The organism is Rhodococcus oryzae, assembly GCF_005049235.1.
In the GTDB taxonomy this organism is placed as follows: domain Bacteria; phylum Actinomycetota; class Actinomycetes; order Mycobacteriales; family Mycobacteriaceae; genus Rhodococcus_G; species Rhodococcus_G oryzae.
The window spans coordinates 286,824-311,370 of record NZ_SUMD01000005.1; the positions used below are offsets into that span (position 1 = coordinate 286,824).

General features: G+C 69.6%; 23 protein-coding genes. 9 read left to right on the forward strand and 14 right to left on the reverse strand.

What is annotated here, in order from left to right:
- Nucleotides 1-18 precede the first annotated feature (18 nt).
- Nucleotides 19-1,326 carry a glutamate-5-semialdehyde dehydrogenase gene (locus FCG67_RS12830; RefSeq protein WP_136910153.1) on the reverse strand — a complete coding sequence of 436 codons (1,308 nt, stop codon included), beginning with the start codon at nucleotides 1,324-1,326 and terminating at the stop codon, nucleotides 19-21.
- Nucleotides 1,327-1,398: 72 nt separating this feature from the next.
- On the opposite strand from FCG67_RS12830, the gene FCG67_RS12835 reads away from it, so the two are divergent.
- The 6 genes from FCG67_RS12835 to FCG67_RS12860 all read left to right on the forward strand — a co-directional run bounded on the left by FCG67_RS12835 (nucleotide 1,399) and on the right by FCG67_RS12860 (nucleotide 8,162).
- A complete protein-coding gene (locus FCG67_RS12835) occupies nucleotides 1,399-2,793 on the forward strand; it encodes an amino acid permease (protein ID WP_136910154.1) in 1,395 nt (464 codons plus the stop codon).
- Between the two features lie 30 nt (nucleotides 2,794-2,823).
- A complete protein-coding gene (locus tag FCG67_RS12840; RefSeq protein WP_136910155.1) occupies nucleotides 2,824-3,690 on the forward strand; it encodes a ribokinase in 867 nt (288 codons plus the stop codon).
- Between the two features lie 34 nt (nucleotides 3,691-3,724).
- Nucleotides 3,725-5,833 (forward strand): RecQ family ATP-dependent DNA helicase, encoded by a 2,109-nt coding sequence (locus tag FCG67_RS12845; RefSeq protein WP_136910156.1) that lies wholly within the window; start codon nucleotides 3,725-3,727, stop codon nucleotides 5,831-5,833.
- A gap of 121 nt (nucleotides 5,834-5,954) precedes the next feature.
- Nucleotides 5,955-6,491 carry a diaminobutyrate acetyltransferase gene (gene ectA / locus FCG67_RS12850; RefSeq protein WP_136910157.1) on the forward strand — a complete coding sequence of 179 codons (537 nt, stop codon included), beginning with the start codon at nucleotides 5,955-5,957 and terminating at the stop codon, nucleotides 6,489-6,491.
- Nucleotides 6,488-7,750, forward strand: a complete 1,263-nt coding sequence (ectB, locus tag FCG67_RS12855) for a diaminobutyrate--2-oxoglutarate transaminase (protein WP_136910158.1) — start codon at nucleotides 6,488-6,490, stop codon at nucleotides 7,748-7,750. The genes ectA and ectB overlap by 4 nt, the downstream gene beginning before the upstream one ends.
- A 13-nt stretch (nucleotides 7,751-7,763) precedes the next feature.
- Entirely contained in the window at nucleotides 7,764-8,162 is a 399-nt protein-coding gene (locus FCG67_RS12860) for an ectoine synthase (protein ID WP_136910159.1), read from the forward strand.
- Between the two features lie 19 nt (nucleotides 8,163-8,181).
- Here FCG67_RS12860 and FCG67_RS12865 read toward each other — a convergent pair whose 3' ends face one another.
- Together FCG67_RS12865 and FCG67_RS12870 are read right to left on the reverse strand one after the other, a co-directional pair.
- Nucleotides 8,182-8,625, reverse strand: a complete 444-nt coding sequence (locus FCG67_RS12865; RefSeq protein WP_136910160.1) for a nuclear transport factor 2 family protein — start codon at nucleotides 8,623-8,625, stop codon at nucleotides 8,182-8,184.
- Entirely contained in the window at nucleotides 8,622-9,392 is a 771-nt protein-coding gene (locus FCG67_RS12870) for an SDR family NAD(P)-dependent oxidoreductase (RefSeq protein WP_136910161.1), read from the reverse strand. Before FCG67_RS12870 ends, FCG67_RS12865 begins: the two co-directional genes overlap by 4 nt.
- A gap of 345 nt (nucleotides 9,393-9,737) precedes the next feature.
- Here FCG67_RS12870 and FCG67_RS12875 point away from each other — a divergent pair, with 345 nt between their 5' ends.
- A complete protein-coding gene (locus FCG67_RS12875) occupies nucleotides 9,738-10,661 on the forward strand; it encodes a D-isomer specific 2-hydroxyacid dehydrogenase family protein (RefSeq protein ID WP_136910162.1) in 924 nt (307 codons plus the stop codon).
- On the opposite strand, the gene FCG67_RS24960 is transcribed toward FCG67_RS12875, so the two are convergent.
- Nucleotides 10,655-10,828 carry a hypothetical protein gene (locus FCG67_RS24960; protein WP_169310510.1) on the reverse strand — a complete coding sequence of 58 codons (174 nt, stop codon included), beginning with the start codon at nucleotides 10,826-10,828 and terminating at the stop codon, nucleotides 10,655-10,657. The genes FCG67_RS12875 and FCG67_RS24960 overlap by 7 nt on opposite strands.
- A 72-nt stretch (nucleotides 10,829-10,900) precedes the next feature.
- On the reverse strand, nucleotides 10,901-11,392 hold the full coding sequence (locus tag FCG67_RS12880) for a VOC family protein (protein WP_136910163.1): 492 nt from the start codon (nucleotides 11,390-11,392) through the stop codon (nucleotides 10,901-10,903).
- A 68-nt stretch (nucleotides 11,393-11,460) separates the two neighbouring features.
- Here FCG67_RS12880 and FCG67_RS12885 point away from each other — a divergent pair, with 68 nt between their 5' ends.
- Nucleotides 11,461-12,312 (forward strand): NAD-dependent protein deacetylase, encoded by an 852-nt coding sequence (locus FCG67_RS12885; protein WP_136910164.1) that lies wholly within the window; start codon nucleotides 11,461-11,463, stop codon nucleotides 12,310-12,312.
- A gap of 9 nt (nucleotides 12,313-12,321) precedes the next feature.
- Nucleotides 12,322-12,489 carry a hypothetical protein gene (locus FCG67_RS24965; RefSeq protein WP_169310511.1) on the forward strand — a complete coding sequence of 56 codons (168 nt, stop codon included), beginning with the start codon at nucleotides 12,322-12,324 and terminating at the stop codon, nucleotides 12,487-12,489.
- A gap of 3 nt (nucleotides 12,490-12,492) precedes the next feature.
- Here FCG67_RS24965 and proB read toward each other — a convergent pair whose 3' ends face one another.
- The 9 genes from proB to FCG67_RS12930 all read right to left on the reverse strand — a co-directional run bounded on the left by proB (nucleotide 12,493) and on the right by FCG67_RS12930 (nucleotide 24,496).
- Nucleotides 12,493-13,593 (reverse strand): glutamate 5-kinase, encoded by a 1,101-nt coding sequence (proB, locus tag FCG67_RS12890; RefSeq protein ID WP_136910305.1) that lies wholly within the window; start codon nucleotides 13,591-13,593, stop codon nucleotides 12,493-12,495.
- Between the two features lie 20 nt (nucleotides 13,594-13,613).
- Nucleotides 13,614-15,074 (reverse strand): GTPase ObgE, encoded by a 1,461-nt coding sequence (gene obgE / locus FCG67_RS12895; RefSeq protein ID WP_136910165.1) that lies wholly within the window; start codon nucleotides 15,072-15,074, stop codon nucleotides 13,614-13,616.
- 131 nt (nucleotides 15,075-15,205) lie between these two features.
- Nucleotides 15,206-15,469 (reverse strand): 50S ribosomal protein L27, encoded by a 264-nt coding sequence (gene rpmA, locus FCG67_RS12900; RefSeq protein WP_031938324.1) that lies wholly within the window; start codon nucleotides 15,467-15,469, stop codon nucleotides 15,206-15,208.
- A 28-nt stretch (nucleotides 15,470-15,497) separates the two neighbouring features.
- Nucleotides 15,498-15,809 carry a 50S ribosomal protein L21 gene (gene rplU, locus FCG67_RS12905; protein ID WP_077042085.1) on the reverse strand — a complete coding sequence of 104 codons (312 nt, stop codon included), beginning with the start codon at nucleotides 15,807-15,809 and terminating at the stop codon, nucleotides 15,498-15,500.
- 241 nt (nucleotides 15,810-16,050) lie between these two features.
- Entirely contained in the window at nucleotides 16,051-19,116 is a 3,066-nt protein-coding gene (locus FCG67_RS12910; protein ID WP_246045036.1) for a translation initiation factor IF-2 N-terminal domain-containing protein, read from the reverse strand.
- Nucleotides 19,117-19,542: 426 nt separating this feature from the next.
- Nucleotides 19,543-19,962 carry a nucleoside-diphosphate kinase gene (ndk, locus tag FCG67_RS12915; protein ID WP_097211416.1) on the reverse strand — a complete coding sequence of 140 codons (420 nt, stop codon included), beginning with the start codon at nucleotides 19,960-19,962 and terminating at the stop codon, nucleotides 19,543-19,545.
- 18 nt (nucleotides 19,963-19,980) lie between these two features.
- Entirely contained in the window at nucleotides 19,981-20,415 is a 435-nt protein-coding gene (locus FCG67_RS12920) for a DUF4233 domain-containing protein (protein WP_136910167.1), read from the reverse strand.
- Entirely contained in the window at nucleotides 20,412-21,848 is a 1,437-nt protein-coding gene (gene folC, locus FCG67_RS12925) for a bifunctional tetrahydrofolate synthase/dihydrofolate synthase (RefSeq protein ID WP_136910168.1), read from the reverse strand. The genes FCG67_RS12920 and folC overlap by 4 nt, the downstream gene beginning before the upstream one ends.
- Complete coding sequence (locus tag FCG67_RS12930) at nucleotides 21,845-24,496, reverse strand: valine--tRNA ligase (protein WP_425467834.1); 2,652 nt, start codon at nucleotides 24,494-24,496, stop codon at nucleotides 21,845-21,847. Before FCG67_RS12930 ends, folC begins: the two co-directional genes overlap by 4 nt.
- Nucleotides 24,497-24,547: the final 51 nt, after the last annotated feature.

The window sequence follows — 24,547 nt, forward strand, 5'->3', positions numbered from 1 at the left end:
AGTCCTGCGGGGCCGGCACTACACCGGTCGGGTGTGCCCGTCGCCCCAGACGGTCCACTTGGTGGAGGTCAGCTCGGGCAGGCCCATCGGACCGCGAGCGTGCAGCTTCTGCGTGGAGATGCCGATCTCCGCGCCGAACCCGAACTGCTCGCCGTCGGTGAACGCGGTGGAGGCATTGACCATCACGGCGGCCGCGTCGACCCGGGCGGTGAACTCGCGGGCCGCGGCCAGGTCCGCGGTCACGATGGCCTCGGTGTGACCGGTGCCGTAGCGGTTGATGTGGTCGATCGCGTCGTCGATCCCGTCGACCACCTTGAGCGCGACGTCGAGAGAGAGGTACTCCTCGGCCCAGTCCGCCTCGGTGGCGGGCACCTGTCCGGGCAGGTCACCGTGGATGATCACGCCCTGCGACTGCAGCGCCTGGGTCACCGCGGGCAACGCGGTCTCCGCGACGGCCTTGTCGATGAGGACGGTCTCGGCGGTGTTGCACACGCTCGGGCGGCGGGTCTTGGAGTTCAGCACGATCTTGACGGCCATCGGGAGGTCAGCCGCGGCGTGCACGTACACGTGGCAGTTGCCGACGCCCGTCTCGATCGTCGGCACGGTGGCGTCGCGGACCACGGCGTTGATCAGGCCCGCGCCGCCGCGCGGGATCACGACGTCGACCAGGCCGCGGGCCTGGATCAGGTGGGTCACGCTGGAGCGGTCCTCGCTGGAGAGCAACTGCACGGCGTCGGCGGGCAGGTCCTGCGCGGCGAGCGAGGCGCGCAGCACCTCGACGAGCGCGGCGTTGGAGTGCACAGCGGACGAGGAGCCGCGCAGCAGCGCCGCGTTCCCGGACTTGAGGGCGAGACCGAACGCGTCGACGGTGACGTTGGGGCGGGCCTCGTACACCATGCCGATCACGCCGAGCGGCACCCGCACCTGACGGATCTCCAGGCCGTTGGGCAACGTCGCGCCGAGGACCACCTCGCCGACCGGATCCGCGAGCCCGGCGACCTGACGCAGGCCCGCCGCGATGCCGCCGACCCGGTCGGCGGTCAGGCGCAGCCGGTCGAGCAGGCTCTCCTCCGTGCCGGTCGCCTTGGCGGCCTCGATGTCGAGGGCGTTGGCGGCGAGCACCGCGTCAGTGGCGGCGAGCACGGCATCGGCCGCCGCGTGCAGGGCCGCGTTCTTCTGCGCGGTCGTCAGCTGGGCCAGCACCCGCGACGCCACACGCGCGTTGCGGGCGGCCTCGTGGACGGCCGCGCGGGCCACGTCCCCGCGCCCGTCGTCGTCGCCCTTGGCAGCACCGTTCGTCTCCACCGTCTTGCTCACCGCGGTCATGAGTACAGGGTAACGACCGGCCCGGCGCATAATCGTTCAGCCCAAGTCGTTAACAGAGGAAATCAAGCTCCCATGACCCAGTCCCACACCGAGGTGCTCACCGAGGAACCGTCCGAGGGCTACAGCCGCGGGCTCAGTTCCCGGACCATTCAGATGATCGCCCTCGGCGGCGCCATCGGAACCGGCCTGTTCTACGGCGCGGGCGGCGCGATCGAGGAAGCCGGACCGTCGCTGATCCTGGCCTACCTCGCGGCCGGGCTGGTGATCTTCGTGATCATGCGGGCGCTCGGTGAGCTGCTCAGCTACCGGCCCGTCTCAGGGAGCTTCGGCGAGTACGCGGAGGAGTTCCTCGGCCGCTTCTTCGGGTTCGTCACCGGCTGGACGTACTGGGCGGTGTGGGTGGCCACCTGCATGGCCGAGATCACGGTGGCGGGCAAGTACGTCGAGTTCTGGTGGCCGTCCGTGCCGACCTGGCTGACGGCGCTGGTGGTGCTGGTCGTGCTGTTCGGCGCCAACCTGATCTCGGTGAAGCTGTTCGGCGAGGCCGAGTTCTGGTTCTCCGCCATCAAGATCACCGCGATCCTGGGCATGATCCTGATCGGCATCGGCGTGCTCACCCTCGGCTTCGGCCACGCCACCAACCCGACGGTGACCAACCTGTGGGCGGACGGCGGGGTGTTCCCCAACGGGTTCGGGGCCGCGCTGATGAGCCTGCAGATCGTGATGTTCGCGTACGTGGGTGTCGAGCTGGTCGGCGTGACCGCGGGCGAGGCGAGGGACCCGAAGCCGACCCTACGCAAGGCGATCAACACCCTGCCGTTCCGGATCGGCCTGTTCTACATCGGCTCGCTGGTGGTCATCATGTCGGTGGCGAGCTGGCGCGATTTCCACGCGGGCGTGAGCCCGTTCGTGGAGGTCCTACAGCAGATCGGCATCCCGGCCGCGGCGGGCATCATGAATTTCGTGCTGCTGACGGCGGCGCTGTCCTCGTGCAACTCGGGCATCTATTCCACCGGCCGGATGCTGCGCAGCCTGTCGCAGCGCAACGAGGCCCCGGCCGCGCTCGGCGCGCTCAGCAAGCGGTCGGTCCCGTTCGCGGGCATCACGCTGTCCGCGGGCGCGATGGTGATCGGCGTGATCGTCAACATCGTCTCTCCCGACCGCGCGTTCCTCTACATCACCTCGGTGTCCACGGTGGGCATCATCTTCGTGTGGGGCACCATCCTGGTCTGCCACCTCAAGTTCCGGGCGGCGGTCCGGGCGGGCCTGCTGCCTGCCGCGGAGTACCGCCTGCCGGGGGCGCCGGTGACCAACTGGTTGGCCCTCGCCTTCCTGGCGATGGTCGTGGTGCTGCTCTTCTTCAGCTCCGCGGGGCGCACCGCGCTGGTCGTCGGCGTCGTGTTCGGGGCCGCCGTGTGCGGCGGATACGCCCTGCTGCGCGCGCGTGTCCCCGCCGACACGAACTGAGAGCCCGCGGAACCCGGCTAGCCTCGGCCCATGTCCGCTCCCCGGATCACCGTCCTCGGCAGCATCAACATGGACCTGGTCACCACCACCCCCCGGCTGCCCGCGCCCGGTGAGACCATCCTCGGCCACGGCTTCTCGACCGGGCCGGGAGGCAAGGGCTCCAATCAGGCCATCGCCGCGGCCCGCGCGGGCGCCCAGGTGCGGTTCCTCGGTGCCGTCGGCGACGACACCTTCGCGCCGGAACTGAGGAGCGCGCTGGTCGTCGCGGGGGTGGACGCCACCCTGCTGCGCGAGACCGAGGGGCCGAGCGGGGTCGCGGTCATCTCGGTCGACGACTCCGGCGAGAACTCCATCGTCGTGGTGAGCGGCGCCAACGCCGCCCTGCGCGAACCGACGGACGCCGAACTCGGCGCGATCACCGACGCCGACCTCCTGCTGTCCCAGCTGGAGCTGCCGCTGGCCGCGGTGACCGCGGGCGCTCGGCACGCCCGGGCGAACGGGACCACGGTGATCCTCAACCCGTCGCCTGCGGCGCCCCTCCCCGACGAGCTGATCGCGTGCGTGGACGTGCTCGTCGTCAACGAGACCGAGGCCGCGCAACTCGGCGCCGAAACCCTGGCACGGGTGCCCGATGTGGTCACCACCCTCGGCGCACGGGGCGCGACCCTGCGCGGTCCCGGCGGGGTGCAACTGCGCAGCGAGCCGCCCGCCGTCGAGGTGGTGGACACCACCGGCGCGGGCGATGCCTTCGCCGGAACCCTCGCCGCGTGCTGGCACCTCGGGCGGGAGGTCGCGCTCGCCCGGGCCTGCGCCGCCGGAGCCCTCGCCACCACCAGGGCGGGGGCCGGCTCGGCGCCGACCAGCGCCGAGGTCGACGCCGCGCTCGGGCGGCAATGACCTGATGTCGTGGTCGTCGGGCACCATGGGAGCCATGACCACAGCCACCGAGCCCGCCACCCTCGATCTCCGCGCCGACGCGGAACGGCTGCTGCGCGAGCTCGCCGGCCCCGACGCCACGCTGCGCGAGGATCAGTGGACGGCGATCGAGGCGCTGGTGGTGCAGCGCAAGCGCGCGCTGGTGGTGCAGCGGACCGGCTGGGGCAAGTCCGCCGTCTACTTCATCTCCGCCAAGCTGCTGCGGGCGCGCGGCCACGGGCCGACCGTGATCGTCTCCCCACTGCTGGCCCTGATGCGCAACCAGGTGGCCTCCGCCGAGCGTGCCGGGGTCCGTGCCGCGACGATCAACTCCGGCAACGTCACCGAATGGGACGAGATCCACGCCGCCATCGCCGACGGGACCGTCGACGTGCTGCTGGTCAGTCCGGAGCGGCTGAACAATCCCGACTTCCGCGACCAGGTGCTGCCCTCGCTGGCCGCGGACGCGGGCCTCGTCGTGGTCGACGAGGCGCATTGCGTCTCCGACTGGGGCCACGACTTCCGTCCCGACTACCGACGGATCCGCACCCTGATCGGTGAGCTGGGCGAGGGCATCCCCGTGCTCGCCACCACCGCGACCGCGAACGACCGGGTGGTGGCCGACGTGTCCGCACAGCTCGGCGTCGGCGGCTCCGAGACCCTGGTGCTGCGCGGCGGCCTCGAGCGGGAGTCGCTGCGGCTGTCGGTGGTGCACATCGACGAAGCGAGCAAGCGCGCCGCCTGGCTCGGCCAGCAGCTCAGCCGGCTGCCCGGGTCCGGCATCATCTACACCCTCACGGTGTCTGCCGCCCGAGACCTGGCCGGGCTGCTCGCCGAGCAGGGCCACGAGGTGGCCGCCTACACCGGCCAGACCGACCCGGCCGAACGCGAGAGCCTCGAGGCCGACCTGCTCGAGAACCGGGTCAAGGCCCTGGTCGCGACGTCGGCGCTGGGCATGGGATTCGACAAGCCCGACCTCGGGTTCGTGGTCCACCTCGGCGCACCCTCCTCCCCGATCTCCTACTACCAGCAGGTCGGCCGCGCAGGCCGCTCCACGGACCGGGCCGAGGTGGTCCTGCTGCCCGGCTTCGAGGACCGGCAGATCTGGAGCTACTTCGCCAGCATCGCGTTCCCGCGCGAGCATCTGGTGCGCAGGGTGATCGAGGTGCTCGACGCCGAACGTCCGCAGTCCACCCAGGCGCTCGAACCGCTGGTCGAACTCAGCCGGAACCGCCTGGAGATGGTACTGAAGGTCCTGGACGTGGACGGCGCCGTCAAGCGGGTCCGCGGCGGCTGGATCAGCACCGGGCAGCCGTGGGAGTACGACGCGGAGCGTTACGGCCGGCTCGAGCAGGCCCGCGAGTCCGAGCAGCAGGCGATGGTCGAGTACCAGCGAACACCCATGTGCCGCATGGAGTTCCTGCGCCGCCAGCTCGACGACCCCGGCCTGTCCGCCGACCCGCAGCCGTGTGGGCGCTGCGACAACTGCGCCGGCCCCGCCCACTCCGCGGAGGTGGACGATGAGGCCATCGCGCGGGCGCGGGCACGACTGGACCGGCCCGGCGTCGACCTGGCCCCGCGCAAGCAGTGGCCGACCGGCCTCGCCAAGCTGGGTGTGCCGCTGTCCGGCAAGATCACCGACGGACCCGAGACGGGCCGGGTGCTCGGCCGCCTGTCCGACCTCGGTTGGGGACAGCGCCTGCGCACGCTGTTCGACGAGCCCGACGGCCCGGTGCCGGACGCGATCGTCGACGCCTGTGTCAAGGTGCTCGCCGCCTGGGACTGGCAGCAGCGACCGACGGCGGTGGTGGCCCTCGAGTCAGCGACCCGCCCCCAGTTGATCTCCTCGCTCGCCGACCGGCTCGCGACGGTCGGACGGCTCCGCAACCTGGGCCTTCTCACCAGGAATCCCGAGCGCCCCCCGGTCTCCGCGGCCAATTCCGCCTACCGCGTGGCCGGGCTGACGGGGGCCTGGCTGGCCCCGGATCTCCGCGACGCCGACGGCCCGATCCTGCTGCTCGACGACCTCGCCGACACCGGCTGGACGCTCACGATGGCGGCCCGCGAACTCCGCGCGGCGGGCGCCCCTGCCGTCCTGCCGTTTGCCCTGGCGAGCGTCAGCTGACCCCCTTGGTGTGACCAGGCTCACACAGTCGGGCTCACCAGTGCGGGAGCCGGGTCAGGGCATGCGGAATCGCCGGGGGTAGCTGAAATCCGTTGCCCCCATTGTTACGTTCGTTCGACAGATGAGCCCCGTTACAAAGAGTGCGACCCCGACCACCGCTCCCCGAGCGGTGACGACAAGGCAGCCCGAAATCGATGACGCCGTGCGCATGTGGGAGATTGCCCGCGATTCGCAGGTGCTCGATCTGAACTCAAGCTATGCATACCTGTTGTGGTGCAGGGACTTCCGTGACACATCCGTGGTCGCGGAGCAAGACGGCCGCGTGGGCGGTTTCGTCACCGGTTTCGTCCGTCCGGAAGACCCGCGGACGGTCTTCGTCTGGCAGGTGGCGGTCGACGAATCGCTGCGCGGCCGCGGAGTGGCCGCGGCAATGCTGAACGACCTGCTCGATCACCTCGCCCTCCAGGGCGTCACCAGGCTCGAAACCACGATCAGTCCGGGCAACGACGCGTCCCGAGCCCTGTTCTCGTCGGTGGCGCGGATGCGATACGTCGACATCACGAAGCGAGAACTGTTCACCACCAGCCATTTTCCCGATCAACACGAATCCGAAGAGCTCTACATCATCGGCGATGACACCACAGGAGTAGATCAATGACCACCCTGGAAGACATCAGCATCTTCGAAACCCTTGAGTCCGAGGTCCGCAGCTACAGCCGCAGCTGGCCGACCGTGTTCAGCTCCGCCTCCGGCTCCTGGATTCGCGCTGAGGACGGCCGCGACTACCTGGACTTCTTCGCAGGCGCGGGCGCGCTGAACTACGGCCACAACAACCCGGAGCTCAAGCAGGCCCTCGTCGACTACATCCTCGGCGACGGCATCACCCACAGCCTCGACATGTCCACCGTCGCGAAGCGACGGTTCCTCGAGACCTTCCAGCGGTACATCCTCGAACCGCGCGGACTCGACTACAAGGTCCAGTTCCCCGGCCCGACCGGTGCGAACACCGTCGAGGCGGCACTCAAGCTGGCCAGGAAGGTCACCGGCCGCGAGTCGATCATCAACTTCACCAACGCCTTCCACGGCATGACCCTGGGCGCGCTGTCGGTCACCGGCAACTCGATGAAGCGCGCGGGTGCGGGGATTCCGCTGGTACACGCCACCCCGATGCCCTTCGACAACTACTTCGACGGCGCCACCGCGGATTTCCACTGGTTCGAGCGGGTGCTGGACGATTCCGGCAGCGGACTGAACCGCCCCGCCGCGGTCATCGTGGAGACCGTGCAGGGCGAGGGCGGGGTGAACGTCGCGCGGCCCGAGTGGCTGCGTGCGCTCGCCGAACTCTGCCGGAGCCGGGGCATCCTGCTCATCGTCGACGACGTCCAGATGGGCTGCGGACGAACCGGGCCGTTCTTCTCCTTCGAGATCGCGGGGATCACGCCGGACATCGTCACGCTGTCCAAGTCGATCAGTGGCTACGGTCTGCCGATGGCCCTGACGCTGCTGCGGCCCGACCTCGACGTGTGGGCACCCGGCGAGCACAACGGCACCTTCCGCGGCAACAACCCCGCCTTCGTGACGGCGACGGCCGCAATCGAGCAGTACTGGACCGACGACACGCTGGAGCGCTCCACCGCCGCGAAGGGCAAGCGCATCGCGCAGATTTTCGCCAACCTGTCGGACCAGTTCGACGGGGTCAGCACCCGCGGCCGCGGCATGGTCCAGGGCCTGGTGTTCGACGATCCGGGCAGGGCGGTCAAGGTGTGCGGGCTCGCGTTCGACGAGGGCCTGTTGGCCGAGACGTCCGGCCCCTCCGACGAGGTGGTCAAGCTCCTGCCACCGCTGACGATCACCGACGCCGAACTCGACCACGGCCTGAGCATTCTCGCCGAGGCAACCGCCAAGGTCTGCGCCTGAGGAGGGACCGAAGATGATCGTCCGCACCACCGAAGAGATCACCGACACCGAGCGCGACATCACCAGTGCCGACGGGAACTGGCGCAGTAAGCGCATCGTGCTCGGCGCGGATCGCGTCGGATTCTCGTTCCACGAGACCACGATTCGGGCCGGATCCGTCAACGAGTTCCACTACGCCAATCACGTCGAGGCGGTCTGGCTGATCGAGGGCGAGGGCATCCTCACCGACCTGGACAACGGCGTCGTCCACCAGCTCGGCCCCGGATCGATGTACCTGCTGGACGGCCACGAGCGGCACCGCGTGGAGCCGGTCACCGAGATGCGCATGCTGTGCGTGTTCAACCCCCCGGTCACCGGCCGCGAGGTCCATGACGAGAACGGCGTCTATCCGCTGATCGAGATCGCCGGTTAGTCGTGGGCGGCGCAGCCGCCTATCCGGTCGTGATCGAGCGCTTGGCCAGGAGCCAGCAGCCGTCGACCTTTCGGAAGACATCGCGGTAGGTCCCCATGCTGGAGAGCCTCGGCGCGGTGGTGGTGTCGACGAAGAACTGCCAGACCGACTGCGCGCTGGCGGAGTCTTCGGAATCGAAGTCGATGGACACGCAGGAGCTCACATGTCGGGTCGCCGTGCCCGGACCGGCGATCCCGTCTGCCCGTCGACGGCGGACACCCTCTGCGATCGCCCTCCGGCCCTCGACGATCTGGGGTCCGATCGCGACGCTCGGTCCTGCGCTCGTCATCTCCCAGACCGCATCCTCCGTGTAGAGCTGGACGTAGTCGTCGATCGATCCCTCGTCGGCCAGATGAGCAACCCGCGCAACAAGCGATCGGATCACCTCGGACGGGCATTCGGGCGGGCAGGGCGTCCGGCTCATACGCCATATCCCCCATCGACATCGAGTTTTTGCCCGCTGATGAAGTCGGCGCGATCGGAAGCAAGGAAGCACACAGCCTCAGCGATGTCGTCGGCATCTCCGAATGTCCCCAGGGGAATGCGCTCTCTCGCGACGTCCAACGCGCGATCGTCCAGCTCGCCGTTCCCGATGAGCCTCGCGGCCATTCCATCGGTGGTCATTCCGGGACCGACACAGTTCGCTCGGACGCCGTACCTTCCTTCCTCAGCCGCGATTCCCCGGACGAGCGCTTCGACCGCCCCCTTGGGCCCGACCGACATCCCGTCCCGGACGGGATAACGTGCGGTCCCCGCGCTGGTGATGGCGACGACACTCCCCCTGGTTGCCCGCAGATGCGGCAGCGCGGCGTGGGTCGCGTTGAAGAAGCCGGCGACGTCGTTGACCACCTGGCGCTGGAAGTCGCCCGGGTCAACCTTGCTCAGATGCCGCATCGGCACGTGGGGGCCCGCCGCGTAGACGAGGGTGTGAATTCCACCGAACTCCGCCGCCACCTGCGCCACGACCTCGGAAGCCGAGGCGGCATCGGACAGGTCGAGCTGCCAGGTCTTCGCCCATCGACCATGCGTATGCGCGGTGGCGAGGACCTCGTCGAGTGCGCTCTGCGAACGGAAGTAGGTCAGCCCGACATTGCTGCCACGTTCGATGAACATCCGAGCAGTTGCCTTCCCCAGTCCGCCACTGGCACCGAGCACCAGCGCGGCTCCGGAACGATGACTGAAATCTCCCACCTGACTCCTCCTCGAGACGTTGTCGGACAAACCGCTGGAACGCCCCACGATGTGTGTGCGAGTCCAGACGGTGACCTGAGTAGTTGGTACCCCAGCACGGGAGAACAAGCAAGCGTTTGGTTGGCCGAATGAGGTCGGTGCACGCATGGCAGGGCCTCACCGTGCGGATTCGTACCCCAATGGCCTATGGGAACTTCCCGCCCACCGGGACGATTGCCCTCTGTCACCAGACCCCTTCTCCCCTGAGGGAATCCACGCGATCGATACCCTCAAGGCACAGTGCGCCCAACACAAGCCACCGTGGGTGAACAACCCTTGCCGGAACCGGCGCCCGAGGAGACAGATATGACGCCCGTGCCCATCGCCGTCGGCCCGCATGCCGACCCCCAGTTGATGGAGGCAATCGCCTCGGGCGGGGGCGAGTGGGCACCGATGGTCGACGCACAGGCCCTGGTCTGGGCGGCCGAGCCCGACCGGTTCCCCGACGAGCTGCCGGAGGCGATCCGATGGGTACAGCTGTACTCCGCCGGGGTCGAGGACTGGTTCACCGCCGGGATCATCGCTCGCCACCCAGGGATCGTGTTCACCTCGGCCGCGGGCGCGTTCTCCCCGACCGTCGCCGAGCACGCCTTCGCCCTGCTACTGGCCGGGGTCCGGGCATTGCCCGAGCAACTCGCTGCCACCAGCTGGCGGCAGCATGAGTTCTTCGGCAAGGTCGGGACGCTGCGTGGGAGCACGGTGACGATCCTCGGCGCGGGCGGAATCGGGCGCGCGTTGATCCCGATGCTCACCTCGGTCGGCGCGTCGGTGATCGCGGTCAACCGCTCCGGCCGGGAGGTTCCCGGCGCCACCGAGACCCTGCCCGCCGACCGAAGCGAAGAGGTCTGGGACCGCACCGATCACGTAGTGGTCGCGGCGCCCGCGACGGCCAGGACCCGACACCTGGTCGGCGCCGAGCAACTCGCCCGCCTCGGTGCCCACTCGTGGGTGATCAACGTGGCGCGCGGCTCCCTCGTCGACACCGACGCCCTGGTGAACGCGTTGCGGGACAATACGATCGGCGGCGCCGGGCTCGACGTCACCGACCCCGAGCCGCTGCCGGACGGCCATCCGCTGTGGAGCATGCCGAACGCGATCATCACCCCGCACTGCTCGAACCCGCCGTCCGTCCGGCCGCCCGCGTTCGCCGACCACGTCGCGACGAACGTGCGACGCTTCGTGGCCGGCGAACAACTGCTGGCGCGGATCGACCCGGTCGCGGGTTACTGAGCCCCTGACTCCTCGTCCGGAGTGGCGGCGGGCTTCGCAGGCGACACCCGGATCACGCCCGCGTCCAGGTCGAGTTCGAGGCGCGGCTGATACGTCTGCCCGTCGCCGTCCTGGCTTCCGTCGTTCTCCAGCTTCTTCCCCGGGAACAGCTCACCGATAACTCCCATGCGATCGACCGTACTCGCGGCGCGACCGGTCCGCCCGACCCTCAGGGTCGTTCCGCAGACTCCACTCGATGTTCAGGGCCGTTCCGCAGGCTCCACTTCCGTCGCCGGGTAGAAGAGCTCGCGGGCGCGACGGGCCACCTCCTCGGCGGGCACGTCCTCGATCTTCGTGCAGACCGCCCACCGGTGCCCGAACGGATCGAGGAACACCCCGTGCCGGTCGCCGGAGAACGTGTCCGCGACGGCGCTGACGAGGGTGGCGCCCTCGCGAACCGCCCGGTCAACGAACGCGTCGGAGTCCTCGACGTACACCACCACCGAGCTGTGCACCCAGCCCTGCTCGGGCGCCTTGAGCCCGTAGTCGGGCATGTCGTCGGACAGTTGCAGCATCGAGTCGCCGATCCTCAGCTCGGCGTGCATCAGGCCGCCGCCGGGCGCGTCCATCGCGTCCACGACCTCGGCGCCGAGGGCGCGGCGATAGAAGTCCAGCGCCGCCTGGCCGTCCTTGACGGCGAGGTAGGGCGTGAGGGTCCGGTATCCCGCGGGAACGGGGTTCACTGTGCTCATGCCCACCAGTGTCGAGCGAGGCACCCGATCCGGGATTGAAGATTTGCGACACGTCTAGCCTGGAAGCCATGTCCGCTCCCCTACTCGAGACCGCGGCGGCAGGCGAGGACCACGAGCGCCTGGCCGGCCTGGTGAGCGGCCGCCGCGTCGTCGCGCTGACCGGCGCGGGGATGTCCACCGACTCGGGCATCCCGGACTACCGGGGCCCCGATTCCCCGCCCCGCACCCCGATGACGTTCCAGCAGTTCATGGGCGACGCCGCGTTCCGCAGGCACTACTGGGCCCGCAACCACCTCGGCTGGCGACACATGGACGCGTCCCGACCCAACGCCGGACACCGCGCACTCGCCGCGCTGGAACGGGCGGGCGTGGTCGACGGCGTGCTCACCCAGAACGTGGACCTGCTGCACACCAAGGCGGGCAGCAGGAACGTCATCGACCTGCACGGCAGTTACGCGCAGGTGCGGTGCATGGGGTGCGAGACCCGGATCTCGCGGTTCACCCTCGCGCAGCGGCTCGATGCCGCAAATCCCGGGTTCGCCGAATCCGTCTCCGCGGCAACGGGAGTCGAGATCGCACCCGATGCCGACGCGGTGATCGAGGAGACCGCACACTTCGTGATGGTGGACTGCGAGCACTGCGGGGGAATCCTCAAGCCGGACATCGTCTACTTCGGCGAGAGCGTGCCCAAACCACGCGTCGAGGCGGCTTTCGCGATGGTCTCCGAGTGCGACCTGCTGCTGGTGCTCGGATCCTCACTGACCGTCATGTCGGGGCTGCGCTTCGTCCGCCGTGCCGCCAAGGACGACATCCCGGTCGTCATCGTCAACCGCGGCCCGACCCGGGGCGACGAGTTCGCGGCCCTCAAGCTGGATGCGGGCTGCTCGCAGGTTCTGACCGCCCTGATACCGCGTCGGTAGACTCCGGGCATGTCGAAGTTCAGCGACAAGGTGAAATCACTCTTCAGCAGGCGCAAGCCCGTCACCCCGGAAGATGCAGCCGACATCTCCGACTGGGTGAACGAGGGCGGCGCTCTCCACCCCGAGGGACCACCCAAGGTCGTCGGCGACCCGCAGGACAAGCCGAAGACCCCCTGACCGCTACAGCGGAACCAGGTCGTCCGCGTGCACTACGGGCCGCTGCAGCTCGGACGGCAGCTCGACCGTGGACCGACCCAGCATCTCGCCGAGTTCAGTCGAGTCGTACGCCACCACCCCGCGCGCGACCGGCGAACCGTCGGGCCCGAACAGCGACACCACGTCCCCGCCGTAGAACCGGCCGTCGACGCCCGTGATCCCCGCGGGCAAGAGCGACCGCCGCCGGTCCACCACGGCGCGCACCGCACCCGCGTCGAGATGCAGCCCACCCCGGGTGTCGGCGGCATGCCGCACCCAGAACTTGCGCGCGGACAGCCGGGTCGGCCGGGCCGCGAAGGCCGTGCCGACGCCCGCGCCCGTGAGCGCAGCGGCGGCATCGGTGGCCGCGGCGAGCAGCACCGGCACGCCGGAGTCGGCCGCGAGCCGGGCCGCGGACAGCTTGGAGGCCATCCCGCCGGTGCCGAGCGCTCCCCCGGACCCGGCAACCACGCCGTCGAGGTCTTCGGGGCTGGTCACCTCCGGGATCAGGGTCGCGCCGCCCTTGCGGGGGTCGCCGTCGTACAGTCCGTCGACGTCGGAGAGCAGGACCAGCGCGTCCGCCCCGACGAGGTGCGCGACCATCGCGGCCAGCCGATCGTTGTCCCCGAACCGCAGCTCCGTGGTGGCGACGGTGTCGTTCTCGTTGACGATCGCGACGGCACCGAGGGCACGAAGCCGGTCGAGGGTGCTCTGCGCGTTGCGGTGCTGGGTGCGCCGGGCGATGTCGTCGGCGGTGAGCAGCACCTGGCCGACGGTCCGCCCGTACCGCGCGAACGAGGTGCCCCAGGCATGCGCGAGCGCCAGCTGCCCGACGCTCGCCGCCGCCTGCTTGGTGGCGAGATCCCGTGGCCGCTTGGTCAGCCCGAGCGGTGCGATACCGGCACCGACCGCGCCCGAGGACACCACCACGACGTCGGAGCCGGCACGCATCCTGGCCTCGATCGCGTCGGCAAGGGCGTTCAGCGCCCGCAGGTCGATGCCGGACTCCATGCTGGTGAGCGCGGAGGACCCGATCTTCACGACCACGCTGCGCGCGGTCGCGATGGTGGCGCGGGTCTCCGACAGTGAACGGACCGCGTCGTCCATCACTGTTCTTCGGGATCCAGGCCCTCGAGGCCACGCCGGATCCGGTGCGCGTGCTTGCGCTCGGAGGCACCGATGCGGTCCACCTGATCGAGTCGCGGGTCGGTGCCGCGACCGGTGCGGGTCAGGTCGATGCCTGCCGGGGTCTGCGGCTCCCACTCGAAGCTGACATCGCCGATGGTGACGTAACAGCCGGGCTCGGCGCCGTGCTTGACCAACGCGTCCTCGACACCGAGCCGGGCGAGCCGGTCCGCGAGGTAGCCGACGGCCTCGTCGTTGTCGAAGGCCGTCTGTCGGATCCACCGCTCGGGCCGGACGCCGCGGACGATGAAGCCGCCGGGGGTCTCGGGATCGGCGACGACGGTGAAGTCGCTCGCGTTGGAGGCGATGGGACGGATCACCTGACGCTTCGGCTCCGCCTTCGGATGCGCCTCGCGGTACTCCTCGACGAGCTTGGCGAGCGCGAAGGTCAACGGCCGCAGCCCTTCCCGGCTCACGGCCGAGATGGTGAACACGGGCCAGCCGCGCGCCTCGAACTCCGGGGTGACCATCTCGGCGAGCTCGGCCGCGTCGGGGACATCCGCCTTGTTGAGGACCACAATGCGGGGCCGGTCGGCCAGGTCACCGAGGCTCGCGTCGCCGGAGAGTGCCGGCTTGTAGGCGGCCAACTCGGCCTCGAGCGCGTCGACGTCGGAGACCGGATCACGGCCGGGCTCGAGGGTCGCGCAGTCCACCACGTGTGCCAGCACCGCCGTCCGTTCGATGTGGCGAAGGAAGTCCAGTCCGAGACCGCGCCCCTGGCTCGCGCCGGGGATCAGGCCAGGGACGTCGGCGACGGTGAACGTGGTGTCGCCGCTGGAGACCACGCCGAGGTTCGGCACCAGCGTGGTGAACGGATAGTCGGCGATCTTCGGCTTGGCCGCCGAGAGCACCGAGACCAGGGAGGACTTGCCCGCCGAGGGGAAGCCGACCAGTCCGACGTCGGCCACCGACTTGAGCTCGAGGACGAGGTCGCGTTGAACGCCCTCCTCGCCGAGCAGCGCGAAGCCCGGCGCCTTGCGGGCCTTCGAGGCCAGCGCGGCGTTACCCAGTCCGCCGCGGCCGCCGGGGGCGGCGTCGAATCGGGTTCCCGTGCCGATCATGTCGGCGAGGACATTGCCGTCCGAGTCGAGGACGACGGTGCCGTCGGGCACCTTGAGGATCAGATCCTGGCCGTTTGCGCCCTCGCGGTTGCTGCCTGCGCCCTGCGTGCCGTTGCTCGCCTTGGCGTTCGGGTGGAAGTGGAAGTCCAGCAGGGTGTGCACGTTCTCGTCGACGACGAGCACCACGTCACCTCCGCGCCCGCCGTTGCCGCCGTCGGGACCGCCGAGCGGCTTGAACTTCTCGCGGTGAACGGAGGCGCAACCATTGCCGCCTTTTCCGGCGCTGACATGCAGCACCACGCGGTCAATGAATCGGGACATGACTGCCGGATCCCTTCCTCAGGGTGAAAAGCAAATAGGGGCGAGCAGGGTATGAGACCCTGGCCCGCCCCTACTGGGAGCTTAGAACTGTCATCAGTCACCGTGATGGTGACACGAGCGACGCAGCAGAATCAGGCCTCTGCGGCGACCGGAACGATGTTGACAGTCTTACGTCCACGCTTGGTGCCGAACTCGACCGCACCAGCGGAGAGAGCGAACAGCGTGTCGTCGCCGCCACGTCCGACGTTCACGCCGGGGTGGAAGTGGGTTCCGCGCTGACGCACCAGGATCTCGCCGGCGCTGACGGACTGGCCGCCGAAGCGCTTCACGCCGAGGCGCTGTGCGTTCGAATCGCGACCGTTACGGGAGCTGGATGCACCCTTCTTATGTGCCATGTCGAACCCTCCTGGGTACTAAAGCTGGTTACTTGATGCCGGTGACCTTGAGCACCGTCAGCTTCTGACGGTGGCCCTGGCGCTTGTGGTACCCGGTCTTGTTCTTGAACTTGTGGATGCGGATCTTCGGGCCCTTGGTGTGCTCGACGACCTCACCGGTGACCGAGACCTTGGCCAGCTTGGCGGCGTCGGTGGTCAGCTCGGAACCGTCGACGACGAGAACCGGGACCAGCGAGACAGCAGTGCCGGGCTCACCCTCGATCTTCTCGACCTTGACGAGGTCGCCGACAGCGACCTTGTACTGCTTTCCGCCGGTCTTGACGATCGCGTACGTTGCCATCGGAGGGCTACCCCTTGCTTCTTCGAACGTGCTCGCACGGCTTGAGCCGCGCGACTGGTCTGGTGTGCTTGCTACCTCGGGCAGGCCCGCCGCCGCCCTCGCGGGCGCAGCTGAGCCATATCGCCGGGTAGCGACCGGTCAAGGTTACGGGATGGAGAACCGCAGGGTCAAACTGGCACTCCGCAGGCTCCGCGCCCAGGTCAAACTGACGGTTCCCGACTCCCCCTCGACCGGCCGTCGGTCAGGCGTCGACGTCCGCCGGCGGTCCCGCGGGCCTGGCCGCGGCCCTTCGACGGGGCCGACGGGCCGGTGCCGCGGGTGCGCCGTCCCCCTCGACCGGTTCGGTCGCCGCGGTGGTCTCCGCGGCCTTCACCGGCTCGACAACCTTGGGTTCGACGACCTTCTTCTCGACGACCTTCTTCTCGACGACCTTTTTCTGAACGGCCTTCTTTTCGACGACCTTCGGCTCAGCCGGTTCGGGCGCCGCCTCGATCACGACCACGGCGCCGGCCTCGGCCGCCTCCGGGGTCTCGGTCGCGGGGGCCGCGGTGGCACGGGACGCACGCCGGGAACGACGCCTGCCCTTTGCGGGGGCCTCGGCGGGCTCCGGCGCGGCCGGGGCCTCCGGTTCCGCGACGACCTCCACGGCAACCTCCACGACCGGCTCCACGGCGACCTCGGCCACCGTCGGCTCCGGCGCGGTGGCCGCGGCTTCGCCTGCCTCCGGCTGATGCTCGGCGGCTTCGTCGTCGTGGTGATGCGCAGCCATCGCGAGCGCCACCGGGTGGGCACGCTTGACCGTCGCGTCGACCTCGACCGCGGGCGCCTGTCCGTTCTTGGGTGCGGCGGTCTCCGCGGCGCCGGACTTGTCGCGTCCACGCTTCTTGCGGCCGCCGGGCTCGCCCTTCGGCGCACCGGAACGCCCGGCGTCCTCGGAGGACCGCGCCTCGACCGGCTCCGCGTGCATGATGATGCCGCGTCCGTGGCAGTGCTCACAGTTGGTGGAGAACGCCTCGACCAGTCCGGTACCCAGCTTCTTGCGGGTCATCTGGACGAGGCCGAGCGAGGTCACCTCGGAGACCTGATGGCGGGTCCGGTCGCGGCCGAGCGCCTCGGTGAGTCGACGCAGGACCAGGTCCCGGTTCGACTCGAGCACCATGTCGATGAAGTCGACGACGATCATGCCGCCGATGTCGCGCAGCCGCATCTGGCGCACGATCTCCTCGGCCGCCTCCAGGTTGTTCCTGGTGACCGTCTCCTCGAGGTTGCCGCCCGCACCGGTGAACTTGCCGGTGTTGACGTCGACGACGGTCATCGCCTCGGTGCGGTCGATCACCAGGGTGCCGCCCGAGGGCAGCCACACCTTGCGGTCGAGTGCCTTGGCGAGCTGCTCGTCGATCCGCTTGGCCTCGAACACGTCGGGGCCGCCGTTGCCCTCGTACTTCTCGACCCGCGGCAGCAGGTCGGGTGCGACGGTCTTGATGTAGTTCTCCACCGTCGACCAGGACTTCTCGCCCTCGATGACGATCTTGGCGAAGTCCTCGTTGAACAGATCGCGGACGACCTTGACCAGCAGGTCAGGCTCCTCGTACAGGGCCTTCGGGTTACTCCCCTTGCCCTTGTCCGCGGCCGCGGCCTGCTTCTCGATCTCGTCCCACTGGGTCTGCAGACGCTTGACGTCGCGGGCCAGCTCTTCCTCGCTCACGCCCTCCGACGCGGTGCGAATGATGACACCGGCCTCCGGCGGCACGATCTCGCGCAGGATCTCCTTGAGTCGCTTGCGCTCGGTGTCGGGCAGCTTCCGGCTGATGCCGGTGGAGCTACCGCCGGGCACGTACACCAGGAATCGCCCGGCCAGGGAGATCTGCGTGGTCAGGCGGGCACCCTTGTGCCCGACCGGATCCTTGCTGACCTGGACCAGGACCTGGTCACCCGGCTTGAGGGCCTGCTCGATCTTGCGGCTGTTGCCGCCGAGTCCCGCGGCCTCCCAGTTGACCTCGCCGGCGTAGAGCACGCCGTTGCGGCCACGGCCGATGTCGATGAACGCGGCCTCCATCGAGGGCAGCACGTTCTGAACGCGACCGAGGTAGACGTTGCCGACCATCGACGCGGACGCCGAACTGGTGACGAAGTGCTCGACGAGAATGCCGTCCTCGAGCACCGCGACCTGCGTCAGGCCCTCCGCGTGCGCGCCGGTCTTCTCGCGGACCACCATGACGCGGTCGACGGCCTCGCGGCGCGCCAGGAACTCCGATTCGGTGAGGATCGGCGGGCGGCGGCGACCGGCGTCACGCCCGTCGCGGCGTCGCTGACGCTTGGCCTCGAGTCGGGTCGAGCCCGAGATGCCCTGGACCTCGTCCTTGACCCTGGCCTTGGTGCGCGGCTCACGCTCGTGCACCACGGTGGTGACGCCGTCTTCCTCGGTACCGGCGTCCGCACCATCGCCAGTGCCCTTGCGGCGGCGGCGACGACGACGGCGACGGCTCGATCCGTCCCCGGCCTCGCCTGCCTCCTCCGATTCCTCGGACTCGGCCGCTTCGGCCTCGGCCGCCGGCTCGGTGGGCTCGGCCTGCTCGGCGCCCTCGGCGGCGGGCTCGGCCGCGCCTTCGGACTCGTTCTGCTCGTCCTCGGACGCCTGCTCGCCCCGGCCGCGGCCGCGACCGCGACGACCGCGACGCCTGCGACGGCTCTGCGACTCGCCGCCGTCCTCGTCGGACTCGACCTCGGCCGCGGCGGACTCCTCGGTCACCGAGGTGTCGGCCTCCTGGACCGCCCGCTCGTCGTGACGCTCTTCGTGACGCTCCTCGTGCTCGACGACGGTGGTCACCTCGATGGGCGCGTCCTCGCTCGGCGCCGCTGCCACGCGGCGGGCGCGGCGACGACGGGGTGCGGCCTCCGCGGCGGCCGCGTCGGGCTGCAGGAACAGCGGGGCCTGGAACACGGGGGTGACGTCGGGAACGACGTGCACCTCGGGCTCGGCGATGTTGGTGAACAGCGACTTGGTGGCCTGCTCGGCGACCTTCTCGGTCGGCGCGGCGGCTTCGGGCTCCGCCGGGGTGACGGCCGCCGGCTCCGCCTCGGTGGCGGGCGACAGCGCGGCGTGCACCCGCTCGGCGAGAGCGCGGTCCACGCTGGACTGCGCGCTGCGCACCTCGGCGCCGAACTCGGCGACCTGGGCGAGCACCTGCTTGCTGGTCAGTCCCAGCAGCTTGGCGAGCGCATGCACCCGGATCTTCTCCGGGAAGGTCGGCACCGCATTCGCTGCGGATGAAGTCTGTGAATTTTCGGGCGGCGCTTGATCGGCCACGTAGTCTCCTCGGACCCCCGGGCGCGTCCACCCAGAGTCGTACTGGGTGTGAAGCGGCCACGCGAGGGCGCTCATTGTGTACTCATACCGGTGGGCATGAGATTGTCTGGTCTCGCCCCGCACGTCTCGCAGTGACCCGTTAAATCACTGCCAGCTCGCACGGCGCCTGGCTGGATGGCCGTACTCCCTGGTCCGTGCGCCTGATCATCCAGCGTGCCTGGGACCGCGAGGGATTTCCTGCGCGCCGTGGCAGCGATGATCGGGCATCGAACCGTGGTGTCATCCGATCGGGCCCGTATGGAACACATCGCGGGTCGACCGCCATCAGTATCCCACACCGGCGGGCCCGACCACGCCAACGGCGCACCGGCGCCGATTCAGCGCGGCGTGTTCGGACCTCTTGCGGGTGGTCGGGGGTGATGCGGACTAGCCGCGGGCGAGCTCCGGGAACCAGAGCGCGATCTCCCGCTCGGCCGACTCGACGGAGTCGGACCCGTGCACCAGGTTCTGCTGGCCGTCCAGTGCCAGGTCGGCGCGGATGGAACCGGGGACCGCCTTCTCGACCGGGTCGGTGCCGCCCGCGAGCTGTCGGAACGCCGCGATCGCGCGCGGGCCCTCGAGCACCGCAGCGACGAGGGGTCCGGACGTGATGAATTCGATCAGCCCCGGGTAGAAGGGCCTGCCCAGGTGCTCGGCGTAATGCTGGCCCGCCAGCGCCTCGTCCGCGGTCTTCATCTCGAGGGCCGTGATGGACAGCCCCTTCCGCTCGACACGGGAAAGGATTTCTCCTACGAATCGGCGGGCGACGCCATCGGGCTTGATCAGTACCAGGGTGCGCTCAGTCACGGCGGACAGCTTAAGGGGTCAGTCCCGCTGGCCCGGAAGCAGACCCTGTTCGATCCGGTCGGTGAGGTCCCGCTTGAGATACAGCAGGTAGGCCCACACCGCACCGAACAGCAGTCCCACCGCTCCGATGGCGGGGTGAACCGCGAAGCCGGCGATCAACGCCGCCTGCAGCGCGAAGTTGTACCCCATCGCCCACGGCTTGCCCTGCACACCGCCGCCGAGAATCATCAGCAGCGCGAGTCCGACCAGGTAGACGCCGGAGAGCCAGGTGATGCCGCCACCAACGGTCGCCACCACCGGCAGCGCCAGCAGCACCACGATCGCCTCCAGGATCAGGGTGCCCGCGCAGACCCCGCGGAAGCCCTTCCACGGGTCGTTGACCGGCGGACGGAAGCGCGGAGCGCCACCCTCCGCTTCGCCTTCGGGTGTGCTCGATCCCTCGGGAGTACTCACGCCGGGTCCTTTCCGAACAGGGTGCGGGCCACGCCCGCGGTGACCACCGATCCGGTGACCACGACGCCCGCCCCCGATACTGCCTCACCGGGCTCGGCGACCTCCTCGGCCAGCCCGATGGCGGTCTCGAGTGCGTCCGGGAGTGTCTGCGCCACCACCACGCGTTCGTCGCCGAACCGGGCCACCGCCAGGTTGGCGAGTTCCTCGACATCCATGCCGCGCGGAGATCCGTTGTGCGTCACGACGATCTCGTCGAACACCGGCTCCAGCGCGGTCAGGATCCCGGCCACGTCCTTGTCCGCCATCACCGCGACGACGCCGACCAGCTTGCGGAAGTCGAACTCCGCGACGAGCGCGGCGGCCAGTGCCTTCGCCCCGTGGGGATTGTGCGCGGCGTCGAGGAAGACGGTGGGCGCGCTGCGCACCCGCTCGAGGCGCCCCGGGTTGGTCATCGAGGCGAAGCCCTCCCGGATCGCGTCGACGTCGAGCTGACGGTCCGCCCCCGCCCCGAAGAACGCCTCCACCGCGGCGAGCGCGAGCGAGGCGTTGCGGGCCTGATGTTCGCCGTGCAGAGGCAGGAAGATGTCGCTGTAGACCCCGGACAGGCCTTGCAGTTCCAGTTGCTGTCCGCCGATCGCGATCCGGCGGGCCAGGACCTTGAACTCGGATCCCTCGCGGGCCACCGCGGCGTCGGCCTCGACGGCCCGGCGCAGCAGGACCTCGGTCACCTCCGGCGTCTGCTCCGCGAGGATCGCGACGGTGTCGCGCGGCACCAGCGACTCGGGCGCCTTCTTGATGATCCCGGCCTTCTCGGCGGCGATCCCGGCGATGTCACTGCCGAGGAACTCGACGTGATCGAGCCCGATCGGGGTGATCACCGCCACCTGACCGTCGATGACATTCGTTGCGTCCCAACGGCCGCCGAGCCCGGTCTCGACGACCGCGACATCCACCGGTGCCTCGGCGAAGGCCGCGAACGCCATCGCGGTGAGCACCTCGAACTTGCTCATCGCGGGGCCACCCGCCACCTGGGACTGGGTGTCGACCATCTCGACGTACGGCAGCAGCTCGCGGTAGGTGTCCACATAGAGGCGAGGCGAGATCGGCTTGCCGTCGATGCTGATCCGCTCGGTCGCCAGCTGCAGATGCGGGCTGGTGGTCCGCCCGACCCGACGGTGCAGGCGCGTCATAAGCGCGTCGATCATCCGGGTGACCGAGGTCTTCCCGTTGGTGCCCGCGACGTGGATGGCCGGATAGCTGTGCTGCGGCGAGCCGAGCAGGTCCATCAGGGCCGCGATGCGAGCGGTGGAGGGCTCGATCTTGGTCTCGGGCCAGCGCTGGTCGAGTTCGGCCTCGACGAGCGCCAGCTCGGCCAGATCGACGGGCGTGGGCTGCGATCCCCCGTCCCACTTCTCGGGTGTCTCGGCGTTCACGCCTGACCCTTCAGATCCATTGCCGCGAGCCGGGCGGTGATCCGCTCGACCTCCTCCGCGGCCAGGGTCTGCCGGGCACGGATCTTGTCGACCACGTTGTCCGGTGCCTTGCCGAGGAACGCCTCGTTGGACAGCTTGGCGGCGGTGCCCGCGAGCTCCTTCTCGGCCGCCGCCAGGTCCTTCTCGAGGCGCTTGCGCTCGGCGACCAGGTCCACGGTGCCCGAGGTGTCCAGCTCGACGGTGACGGTGCCGCGGCTGAGCCGCACCTCCAGCGAGGCCGTCGCGCTGAAGTCGTCGGCCGGATCCGTCAGCTTGACCAGGGAGGAGACCGCGGCCTGCTTGCCGTCCAGGTCGGCCACGGCGATCCCGCTGAGCCTCGCCGCCACCTTCTGGCCGGGGTTCAGACCCTGATCGCTGCGGAACCTGCGGATCTCGGTGACGAGCCGCTGGACGTCCGCGATGCGCTGCGCGGCAACGGCATCGGCGGCAGCACCGGTCGCGGTCGGCCACTCGGAGATCACCACCGACTCCCCGCCGGTCAGCACCTTCCAGAGGGTCTCGGTGACGAACGGCATCACCGGGTGCAGCATGCGCAGCAGCGCATCGAGGACATTGCCGAGCACGGCCTTGGTGCCCTCGGCCTCGGGACCGACGAACTGCACCTTGGCGAGCTCGAGGTACCAGTCACACACCTCGTCCCAGGCGAAGTGATAGAGCGCGTCGCAGGCCTTACCGAAGTCGTAGCGGTCGAACGCGGCGTCGACCTCGGCCTGGACCTGCTCGAGCCGGTCCAGGATCCAGCGGTCGGCGTCGGTGAGCTCGGCAGGCAGCGGCGCGGGCGCCGCGCCGTTCATCAGGGCGAACTTGGTGGCGTTGAACAGCTTCGTGGCGAAGCTGCGGGAGGCCTTCGCGTGATCCTCACCGACGGAGAGGTCGCTGCCGGGGTTCGCGCCGCGGGCCAGCGTGAAGCGCAGCGCGTCGGCGCCGAACTCGCGCACCCAGTCCAGCGGGTCGATGCCGTTGCCCTTCGACTTCGACATCTTCTTGCCGAACTCGTCGCGGACCAGGCCGTGCAGGAACACATCCTTGAACGGCACCTGCGGACCGGACTTGCCCTCGCCCGCGGTGATCGCGTCGTCCTCGGAGACGAAGGTGCCGAACATCATCATCCGGGCCACCCAGAAGAACAGGATGTCGTAGCCGGTGACGAGAACGCTTGTGGGGTAGAACTTCTCGAGCTCCGGGGTCTGCTCCGGCCAGCCCATCGTTGAGAACGGCCAGAGCCCGGACGAGAACCAGGTGTCGAGGACGTCGGGGTCCTGCTCCCAGCCCTCGGGCGCGGTCTCGTCGGGTCCGACGCAGCGGACCTCCCCCTCGGGTCCGTACCAGATCGGGATGCGGTGACCCCACCACAACTGACGCGAGATGCACCAGTCGTGCATGTTGTCGACCCAGCCGAACCAGCGCGGCTCCAGGCTGGCGGGGTGAATCGTGGTGTCGCCGTTACGGACCGCGTCGCCCGCCGCCTTGGCGAGCTCCTCGACCTTGACCCACCACTGCAGCGAGAGCCGCGGCTCGATGGACTCGCCGCTGCGCTCGGAGTGGCCGACGCTGTGCAGGTAGGGACGTTTCTCGGCGACCACACGACCCTGCTCGGCGAGCGCCTCGCGCACCTTCACGCGGGCCTCGAACCGGTCCATGCCGTCGAACTGCGTTCCGGTATCGGCGATCTTGCCGGTCTTGTCCATGATCGTGGGCATCGGCAGGTTGTGCCGCACGCCCATCTCGAAGTCGTTGGGGTCGTGCGCGGGGGTGATCTTCACCGCGCCGGTGCCGAACTCCGGGTCGACGTAGTCATCGGCGATGATCGGGATCTGCCGCCCGGTGATGGGGTGCTCGAGGGTGGTGCCGAGCAGGTGCTGGTAGCGCTCGTCGTCGGGGTGCACGGCGACCGCGGTGTCGCCGAGCATCGTCTCCACACGCGTGGTGGCGACGATGACGTGCGGCTCGTCGTCGTTCAGCGAGCCGTAGCGCAGCGAGACCAGCTCGCCCTCGACGTCCTCGAACTTGACCTCGATGTCGGAGATGGCGGTCTGCAGCACCGGCGACCAGTTGACCAGGCGCTCGGCCCGGTAGATCAGTCCCGCGTCATACATCCGCTTGAAGATGGTCTGGACGGCGCGCGAGAGGCCCTCGTCCATGGTGAACCGGTCGCGGCTCCAGTCGACGCCGTCGCCGAGTCTGCGCATCTGGCCACCGATGGTGCCGCCGGACTCGCGCTTCCAGTCCCAGACCTTGTCGATGAACAGCTCGCGACCGAAGTCTTCCTTCGTCTTGCCGTCCGCCGCGAGCTGCTTCTCCACCACGTTCTGGGTGGCGATGCCCGCGTGGTCCATGCCGGGCAGCCAGAGGACCTCGTAGCCCTGCATGCGCTTGCGGCGCGAGAGCACGTCCATCAGGGTGTGGTCGAGGGCATGGCCCATGTGCAGGCTGCCGGTCACGTTCGGCGGCGGCAGCACGATCGAGTAGCCGGGCTTGTCGCTGGTCGGGTCCGCCGTGAAGTAGCCGGCGTCCACCCAACCCTCGTACAATTCCTGCTCTACCGCGCTGGGGTCCCAGCTCTTCGGGAGGGCGTCGGCGGGGTTCATGGGGTCCTGCGGCACGGCACTGGTCACCCGGTGATTCTAGAGAACCCGCGG

Bases quoted from the DNA above. Each gene is read 5' to 3' on its own strand.
- FCG67_RS12830 (WP_136910153.1), bottom strand. From the start codon at position 1,326: ATGACCGCGGTGAGCAAGACGGTGGAGACGAACGGTGCTGCCAAGGGC.
- FCG67_RS12835 (WP_136910154.1), top strand. From the start codon at position 1,399: ATGACCCAGTCCCACACCGAGGTGCTCACCGAGGAACCGTCCGAGGGC.
- FCG67_RS12840 (WP_136910155.1), top strand. From the start codon at position 2,824: ATGTCCGCTCCCCGGATCACCGTCCTCGGCAGCATCAACATGGACCTG.
- FCG67_RS12845 (WP_136910156.1), top strand. From the start codon at position 3,725: ATGACCACAGCCACCGAGCCCGCCACCCTCGATCTCCGCGCCGACGCG.
- ectA (WP_136910157.1), top strand. From the start codon at position 5,955: ATGAGCCCCGTTACAAAGAGTGCGACCCCGACCACCGCTCCCCGAGCG.
- ectB (WP_136910158.1), top strand. From the start codon at position 6,488: ATGACCACCCTGGAAGACATCAGCATCTTCGAAACCCTTGAGTCCGAG.
- FCG67_RS12860 (WP_136910159.1), top strand. From the start codon at position 7,764: ATGATCGTCCGCACCACCGAAGAGATCACCGACACCGAGCGCGACATC.
- FCG67_RS12865 (WP_136910160.1), bottom strand. From the start codon at position 8,625: ATGAGCCGGACGCCCTGCCCGCCCGAATGCCCGTCCGAGGTGATCCGA.
- FCG67_RS12875 (WP_136910162.1), top strand. From the start codon at position 9,738: ATGACGCCCGTGCCCATCGCCGTCGGCCCGCATGCCGACCCCCAGTTG.
- FCG67_RS24960 (WP_169310510.1), bottom strand. From the start codon at position 10,828: ATGGGAGTTATCGGTGAGCTGTTCCCGGGGAAGAAGCTGGAGAACGAC.
- FCG67_RS12880 (WP_136910163.1), bottom strand. From the start codon at position 11,392: ATGAGCACAGTGAACCCCGTTCCCGCGGGATACCGGACCCTCACGCCC.
- FCG67_RS12885 (WP_136910164.1), top strand. From the start codon at position 11,461: ATGTCCGCTCCCCTACTCGAGACCGCGGCGGCAGGCGAGGACCACGAG.
- FCG67_RS24965 (WP_169310511.1), top strand. From the start codon at position 12,322: ATGTCGAAGTTCAGCGACAAGGTGAAATCACTCTTCAGCAGGCGCAAG.
- obgE (WP_136910165.1), bottom strand. From the start codon at position 15,074: ATGTCCCGATTCATTGACCGCGTGGTGCTGCATGTCAGCGCCGGAAAA.
- rpmA (WP_031938324.1), bottom strand. From the start codon at position 15,469: ATGGCACATAAGAAGGGTGCATCCAGCTCCCGTAACGGTCGCGATTCG.
- rplU (WP_077042085.1), bottom strand. From the start codon at position 15,809: ATGGCAACGTACGCGATCGTCAAGACCGGCGGAAAGCAGTACAAGGTC.
- FCG67_RS12930 (WP_425467834.1), bottom strand. From the start codon at position 24,496: ATGAACCCCGCCGACGCCCTCCCGAAGAGCTGGGACCCCAGCGCGGTA.